An 8,043-nucleotide genomic window follows, 5' to 3' on the forward strand; every position below is an offset into this window, starting at 1 on the left:
GTAACTTACAGCCTGTGGAAAACAAGAGCGAAGGTCTTTAAGAACATAGTGTATATAGAAGTGTTTAAAGGTTCTGTGGTTGCTCATGTGAAATAAGACTAATATTGTCATAACCTCTGAAAGAGCCATTCTACAAGGCTTATTGCGTTTTTTATTTGGGTTAGGCAAACCAAATCTCTTATTTTTTTCTCCAAAGGTGTTGCAAAAATCATCAATATGACAGAAGATGTCAGTGAGGAATGGGAACATAGACTACCTGTTTAATTTGGGTTAAAAAGATAAGCTTACTCCCATTCCTTTCCATCTGCAACTCTCTCTTTACACCATTTCTAACTCATCCTTATATCAAATTGGGGTTAACTATTGTATCTAGATTCTCTAGCTTCCCATCTGGATCCCCAAGCACCACACATAATGGACTACTTGCATGATCATGAACCTCAGTTACTGACGTATAGGGTTCTGAAGACAACGCACTAGCGATCGCGTTGAGCGCTAGCACTCTCCCCCTAATGCTAATTTCTAAATCAAGAGCCTCATGATCACTGCCTGTACCAAGACACAATGGAGCTTCCTCATTGCCCTTCCTTGCAGCAGCGCTTTTGCTTCCGTGAAATATACTATCTCTGTTATCGTATACATTCTCCCTAGCCAGTATGTTATATTCTGCTACCATCTCCCCCCTCTTGTAGTATTAGCACAGCACTTCTCCAGTATGGGATTCTTTAGAATGCTTACTGCGCTGTTACCAAACCCTCCTAAATACTCATATCTTCATAGCCCACTGTATCATACACTTCCTCTATCCCTATACTATCACCACATAGAACATTCACCATGCCGCTCATTCCTCCTAAGATCTGGTTCGGTATAGCATAACCATTCACAGTTTCAACATCAGGCCCATGACTCGCAACATAATCAGCCCTTACCAACTCCCATGTATCCATAACTGTACTTTCATCATTCTTACCAGTACCATCAACACCTTCCTCAAATAATTTAAATAATAACCCGTTGCTACAGCTTTTTACATACTCCAAGGCTCTCTCCACTGAGTGCCTTTCCATTACATGTTCTTGCAACCATACCGGCAGCTCCTCAATCCAACCGAGTAAGTTATTAAGTACCTCAGCTATAACATCAATACCGCCATCATTTCTATCAACTCTACAATCTCTAGAACTTCCATACACTACAACCTCTTCACTCATACCATCGCTGGCTTCTTGATTCCTTATACTGGGGCTATTATTCGTCGCTATAGTTTGCACTCCCCGATCCACACCGCTATTATTCTCCCCAGCACCCCCACCCTCTGGACCATCATCATCATCTTCTTCTACTTTATTCTGCAATTTCAGCATCCCCTTCTTTTGTTGCTCCCCATACTCCTTCAAATATTCTGCTCTACTAAACTCTGTGTATAGACTCCTATCAAGTTTATCAAGCGAATCTTTTGTATATAAAGAATCCAAAAAATATTTTCTTATATACCACCACCTATCGTCTAGCGTTACCTCCCATCTTGGTAACTTTAGCATATAGTACATACTTGCAAAATCTTCACCCTCCAAGTCTACCAATGGTATGTCTCTGTTATGTTTCAGGTATTCTAACACAGCCCCAAACACACTACCATCTGTCTTTCTTACCATCTCATCAGTTCTTTCGTGAGCAAAGATCTTACGAATAACACTGTCGTATGAGCCTATTATTGGCGTCAGTATACTCTCAGCATGTGGCGTAGACAAAATCTTTTCCACTATATCTGGTTCGCCATAAATCACAGCTTTATTTAACGTTAAGCTTAACACATCGTCTCGCGATAGCTCTTGCTCCCTGTAGCTACTTATAAAAGCTGCTATAGCTTCTTCCACATTGCCATTGTTCAGACCATTGCATATTTCTTCAAACTCAGCGTGTGTCATCTTTATGTTCAGTTGCTTTGGTTTCATATAATGTTCTTTTGATTTTATGTTTTTAATCATGACTTCCATCATTCTCTAACATTTAGCTAATAAAATCAACACTACTGATGCTTTGTTGCACTTCAAACTAGAATCCACTCCCCGTCAGGATTGCTGGGGAGGTTATTTTAGGAGGGATTGAGTTGATAATATTCGTCCTTAGCGTACTATTTTGTCCCAATCCTATGTCCTCCCCTATATGGACCCTTAATTAGTTGATCAATAAGAAATTATGAAGTACCATTGCTATAAGCTAGCCATGTCAATACAGAATAAGCAATTTTTGCTTTTCTAAGATACCGTTCAGCTTTTAGGCAATGTGGAAGAGGGTTCTTATCAAAAGTACAGATTCAAAATCTATGACGGACGCCAGAATCTCCTCTTCCAGCCTTCAAAAACAGCTTATCTTCTTAAAGGCTCTTTGCAAACTCTTTGTTTGCTTTTCTTATCATACATGACGGATGGACAAGATAATGTTTTTCAAGCCCATGGCTACATCTTAGCGCCCAAATCACACCCAAACACAGAAAACTCCTCCACTCTACAACAATCCATCAAGGTAAAATGCGCCAAAAGTCTTAACTGCAAAGAAGATGCACCACGAGCATGGTATGGTCATTGATGACATTTGCAAAACCTTAAAGTTCATAGGTGACAATTATACTCATGAATCATCATACTTGGTATCAAATCACTGAAAAATGTATCCACTATTGGTCCATCAACATAAGCTTTGTATTCTGCGATATAATCAGCGAGCATTGCATGTTCGCTATCTTCTCCAATTATCTCTTCTCTATTAAGTAACATCTTCTGGGTTTCAAAATTGTCACGACTCCCTATAAGATTAATCGAAACGTCTGTATCTGCTAACTCAAGCAACCTATCTATTATGTGAAAATGTACCATATATTGCTGAAGCCAGACAGGTAACCTGCCTACCCATTCCAATATATCTCTCAACACCATAGTGCTTATCTCTTCCCTTGCGACACCATTAATATTGCTCCGTCTTTGTAAGCTAGCATCTTCAACAATTATCTCTTCTTGGTCAGCGTTAGAATCAACGTTGGTATCTGTAGATAGAGCTGCACTGCATTCCGTATCTGTTCTATCATCACTAACTACCACTTCTGCAATTGCATTTGATGACCCCATATTCTTTTCTTCGTTGCTGCTGATGATGCTAGGGATCTGCATTTGTTTGGGAAACACTACCCCTTGCAATGCCTCAACTGTTTGTGTATCAAATTTCGTCCAAAAATAACAATCAGAGTAATAATCTGTGATTACTCTTACTATCTCAAATGGTATACATTGTTTTGACAAAGCAACACTATAGCACACAGTTTTTAGTATGCTATTCCTATTGTGTACCAATACATCGTTTGCTATCCTTGCTGCATCCATAAACTCACTATTCATACTAGCATCTATGCCACACAATATCGAATTTGCTCCGTACTGTAACAGCTTCGAACATGTACTATACTCCCAGTTTCTTACGGCTATTCCAAGAGGAGTGAGACCTTCCGCTGATGCTACATCTACAGGTGACTGATACTCTAATAACAAGATGACCATATTCTCATTCCCCTCACTAGCTGCCCAATACAACGGGATATGTCCAGACTTATCTTGTATCCCTGGTGAGGCACCATATTCAAGTAGCATTTCTGTCATTTCAAATTTACCATTTAAAACTGACAAATGTAAAGGTGTGCTACCAAATTTATCATCAATGGCATCAATTACTATGTCTGAATGTTGCAACAAAAATTCACCTGCCTCAGTATTGCCCACCCTCGCAACTTTATGCAAAGCTGTCTCCCCACAGCTACTGTCAGCAACATTGATGTCAACACCGCTCTCAAGCCGTTCTTGCATTCCACTAATATCACCTGAAGCAGCTTCTATTAAGAATAAGATGGCGTTGCGTAACATGAAGGTTCTTTAGTTTTTGTTTATTTATTCATTCGATTCGAACATTATATACTTCATAACTCAAAATGATAATAAAATTCATGTTCTTCCTATTCCTGGATTTTGTTCTTTTTGATCACGATTGAAAAGTGCTGTAGTATGGCTACCAGCTGAATAACCGGCACCTGATGTACTAATTGTGGTCTTGAATAGTTGAGGGTCTGACATAGATCTCTTGCGTACCTGAAGAGCGGGAGGTATAATGTTTACAGGTGACGTAACAGTAAAGATATTCTCAAATTCCTCCACACCATCCCAAATCCTTGCTCCCGATCCTAGAGCTTTTTGAACAATCTTATCTTTGATCTTTTGCTTAATGTTCACAATCATCTGAGCCCCTCCCTCTGCTAAAAATTCTGGTATCCCAGCAGGAAATGGCTCATGCACTATGATCTTTGGATTCGGTTCTCTTACATCAACAATATTTTGTACCCCTAACTCCTCCCTTAGTGTCTCGTTCACAGCTTGAATGACTATCCTACAGGTAAGACAACATGATTTTGATACACCAATGTAATAGCTGAGATCCCTCTCTATTGTTTCTTCACGCAGTATACTAACAAATACTCTGGACATTATGACATCCACTAACTTCAATTCTGCATGTTCTTCTTTAACTGATCTAGTAGCTGACCCTCTGGGTGCTCCTCCTATCAATTTAACGTGGTCATCAGACTCTAAGATCTCTATCATATCATTAGTAAAACTAGCAACATGTTCTGGCCTACTATAGTGTAAAATAATAGAATCCGTTACCTTTTCTACTGCACGGTGTATTTCCACAGACTTATTGGTGACATCATCACTCTCTGGTTCTATATACTGTGCGCCCCGCTCAAACCGTGTTTTTCTTATACAGGCTTTCCATGTCTCAAGTGATTTGTTTGCAAAAGCATCTACTTTGCTTTTCATCTGTATTCTGAAATCATCCGATGGACGATCATCTGGGCGAGACTCTATGTGAGACTGCAAATCACCATAATGTTTTGATGCTAAGCTACAGATATCTCGTATATACGATAGGCATTCCTTTACAGCAATATTATCAGTCCCCACATCGCCATTCATGGCAATATACATCTGTTTACTTGGCATATCCAACATAACAGCTGCACAAACATCGGAAACACTGAAAAGCGTGCTTAGGGAATCGTACCTAGTCTGTTGCACATTTAGCTCTCGTCCACTTAGGCCCAGGAGTGGTGTGCTTATTGGTTCGGCTGGCGTGACAGGGACCCAATTCTGTGTCCTACCGTATCGGCGAGCACTGCTACCTTTTCCCCGTCTTCCTTCCTTAACTGGCATACTTTCCTACTTTTAGAGCGACACTACTATCAGTTTAACACAATATAGGACGCACCACAACTAAGCGTTTAGTCTTTGTAAGTTTTGTATCCATGTTGTGTATACCAATTTATACAATATCCTCCCCTTTCATTATTTAAGACTTTTACTCTTAGTTGAAGCATCAATCTCAGTAAAACACACCACCTTTTTGTATTGTCTCAAATTTTCTGCAAGTGTCACGGTTGTTTTGATACATCTTTAAGCGCCAGATAGGCTTTTATTGCCATTACCTCAACGGATCTATCATAGCTATAAATAACCTTCAACAAAAAAGCTAACGGCATAGCCGTTTACAGGCGATCTTTTTTTCAAAACTGGAGCACACCCCCTACGCACTCCTAGTGCATCCTGCCTCGAGAGCACTAAAATCAAGGCGTATAGGTTGTGTACACAATGTGCACACGAACATCTCTTTTGTTAACACGCTGTGTGCACAAACGGCCAGAAACCCTCCACAACAAGGTCTCAACTCGTGTACACACTGTGTGACAAACCTGAACAGATAACCCATGAACCTCTCAGTTAAACCACAACCTTTTCATTCACCAAACTCACCTGCTTCCCACAAAACGCAAGCCCTATCGCCAGTACTTCCTTCACTCCGTTCTGTCTAAATAGCTCCAGATATTGATTATCCTTTACCTGCTTTAGGCCTTCTTTTGCCTTTGCCTTCAGCTTCTTCGGATCGTCTGTTGCTTTAAACTCCAGTAGTATGCCAGCCCTTCCACTCTGCTTCGGGAGCATCACTACGTCAAATCTTCCAAGCCCCGACTCTTGATTGGAGCGTATGTAATATTCTCCCCTTAACCCCACTACTAGCCCTAATATAAACACATGAAATACTTGCTCAGGCGTGTTCTTATTAAAGTCAAAATAACTGCCGCTTTGCATTATATAGCTTGTGATGTACATCTCAAACTTCTCCATATCTCCATCCATCAAGCTTCTCACAAAGCTATCGTATGAGCCGGGTATGGTTGCTTTTGTAAACCATCTCTTGATCGCTCTGCTGTACACAAAGCTTACCTCCTTGTTTGGTATACACAACTCCGCTATCGTTTCTTCTTCCAGTCTACGGTTCAGAACCTTCAAATATCCAGCATATACCAATAAACTCCACAATGCTTCAGGTCTCTCTTCTATTTCCGGTAACACTAGGTTCTCACATAATGGTTGTGTTATCACCTTCCCCTGCAAGAGCTCTTCAAACTCTCTCTTGACTTCTCCTCCTGCACTCTTCAACAGATCCCCTATCAATCCGTTGCCTGACGTATTCACCCAGTATTCCTCTAATTGACCGTGATTCTTTAAACATTTGATGATAGACCAGGGATTGTACAATACATGCTTCCCTATTTGATAACCATTGTACCATTCCTTGATTGCATCAAGCGATACTCCTTGCTTCGTTTCTTCCAGCAATTTGAGAACCTCCTCTTCGGTAAACCCAAAGTATTGCCCATAGTCTTCTCTCAATAACGAGTATACCTCTATGTTGTTTAATCCAGAAAACAAACTCTCCTGAGAGATACGCGTTATTCCTGTGACTACAGCCTTTGTTAAGTAACTGTTATCCTTTAATGCCTGCCCCAATATGCCCCGCATTAGCTCTACCATCTTCTCGTAGTATTTGTGCAGGTAAGCTTCTTGTATCGGTGTGTCGTACTCGTCTATCAATATAATTGGGTTCTTCTCATACTTCCTATACATATACAGGCACAACCGCCTAAGTGCTGACTTTATGTCAGATGGCTTGCCTTCTCTGTTCATTAATGCCTTAAAGATCCTTGCCTCACTATCTGATAGCAATCCATCCACTTCAAGTAAATACCTGTGTACTTCATACAGCTCCATAATAAGACATACAATATCCTCGTATGCTCCTCGGTATGTAGACTGCTTCACATCCTTGAACGATATGAATATCACTGGATATTGATTCTGATGCTCCTCACAAAATGCTTTGTCCTGGCCTATGTTCAGCTTCTCAAATAAATTCTCACTCTTTGGCTGGCTATGGTCCAAAAAGTAGTAAAGCATCGACAGGTTAAGCGTCTTGCCAAACCTCCTTGGCCTGGTGACAAGTATAATATCAGCACCATCCTCCATTACTTCCTTGATCAACAGCGTCTTGTCCGTAAAGACATAATTGCCTGTTGCTATCTTTTTAAAATCGCTGACTCCTACCGGTAGTTTGTATTTCATAATTTCACATTGCCTCTTATTTGTGTTCCAATAGGACCTTCTCACTCATCAAAGACATCTGTTTTCCAGAGAACGCAAGTCCTATCGCCACCACTTCCTTCACTCCGTTCTGTTTAAAAAGCTCAAGATACTGCTTGTCCTTCACTTGTTTTAGGCCTTCTTTTGCCTTTGCCTTCAGCTTCTTTGGGTCATCCGTTGCCTTGAACTCCAGCAAAATACCAGCTCTCCCACTCTGCTTTGGCAACATTACTACATCAAATCTTCCAAGCCCTGACTCTTGATTGGAGCGTATGTAGTACTCTCCTCTCAATCCTACAACTAGACCCAATATAAACACATGAAAGACTTGTTCTGGTGTGTTCTTATTAAAGTCAAAGTAGCTCCCACTTTGCATTATGTAGCTTGTGATGTACATCTCAAACTTTTCCATGTCTCCATCCACCAAGCTTCTTACAAAGCTGTCGTATGACTCTATGCTTATTGCCTCGCTAAACCAATCATCTACTATGTCATCGTACACAAAGCTCACTTCTTTGTT

Annotated in this window: 6 protein-coding genes; all 6 read right to left on the reverse strand. The window is 40.5% G+C overall.

Annotated features, from left to right (window positions below; all coding sequences use genetic code 11):
* Nucleotides 1-340: 340 nt before the first annotated feature.
* The gene (locus tag EDM53_RS04010; protein ID WP_130122384.1) at nucleotides 341-676 is read right to left on the reverse strand and encodes a hypothetical protein; all 336 of its coding nucleotides are present in this window, start codon (nucleotides 674-676) and stop codon (nucleotides 341-343) included.
* 82 nt (nucleotides 677-758) lie between these two features.
* The gene (locus EDM53_RS04015; protein ID WP_130122385.1) at nucleotides 759-1,958 is read right to left on the reverse strand and encodes a hypothetical protein; all 1,200 of its coding nucleotides are present in this window, start codon (nucleotides 1,956-1,958) and stop codon (nucleotides 759-761) included.
* A gap of 657 nt (nucleotides 1,959-2,615) precedes the next feature.
* On the reverse strand, nucleotides 2,616-3,914 hold the full coding sequence (locus tag EDM53_RS04020) for an ankyrin repeat domain-containing protein (protein WP_130122386.1): 1,299 nt from the start codon (nucleotides 3,912-3,914) through the stop codon (nucleotides 2,616-2,618).
* Nucleotides 3,915-3,992: 78 nt separating this feature from the next.
* Nucleotides 3,993-5,258, reverse strand: a complete 1,266-nt coding sequence (locus EDM53_RS04025; protein ID WP_130122387.1) for a hypothetical protein — start codon at nucleotides 5,256-5,258, stop codon at nucleotides 3,993-3,995.
* Nucleotides 5,259-5,822: 564 nt separating this feature from the next.
* On the reverse strand, nucleotides 5,823-7,505 hold the full coding sequence (locus EDM53_RS04030) for an AAA family ATPase (RefSeq protein WP_130122388.1): 1,683 nt from the start codon (nucleotides 7,503-7,505) through the stop codon (nucleotides 5,823-5,825).
* 16 nt (nucleotides 7,506-7,521) lie between these two features.
* On the reverse strand, nucleotides 7,522-8,043 hold a 522-nt coding region (locus tag EDM53_RS04035; protein WP_207215462.1), incomplete at its 5' end, for a PD-(D/E)XK nuclease domain-containing protein.

The organism is Rickettsiales endosymbiont of Peranema trichophorum, from assembly GCF_004210275.1.
Taxonomy (GTDB): Bacteria; Pseudomonadota; Alphaproteobacteria; order Rickettsiales; family Midichloriaceae; genus RICK02.

Bases quoted from the DNA above. Each gene is read 5' to 3' on its own strand.
- EDM53_RS04020 (WP_130122386.1), bottom strand. From the start codon at position 3,914: ATGTTACGCAACGCCATCTTATTCTTAATAGAAGCTGCTTCAGGTGAT.
- EDM53_RS04030 (WP_130122388.1), bottom strand. From the start codon at position 7,505: ATGAAATACAAACTACCGGTAGGAGTCAGCGATTTTAAAAAGATAGCA.
- EDM53_RS04015 (WP_130122385.1), bottom strand. From the start codon at position 1,958: ATGAAACCAAAGCAACTGAACATAAAGATGACACACGCTGAGTTTGAA.
- EDM53_RS04010 (WP_130122384.1), bottom strand. From the start codon at position 676: ATGGTAGCAGAATATAACATACTGGCTAGGGAGAATGTATACGATAAC.
- EDM53_RS04025 (WP_130122387.1), bottom strand. From the start codon at position 5,258: ATGCCAGTTAAGGAAGGAAGACGGGGAAAAGGTAGCAGTGCTCGCCGA.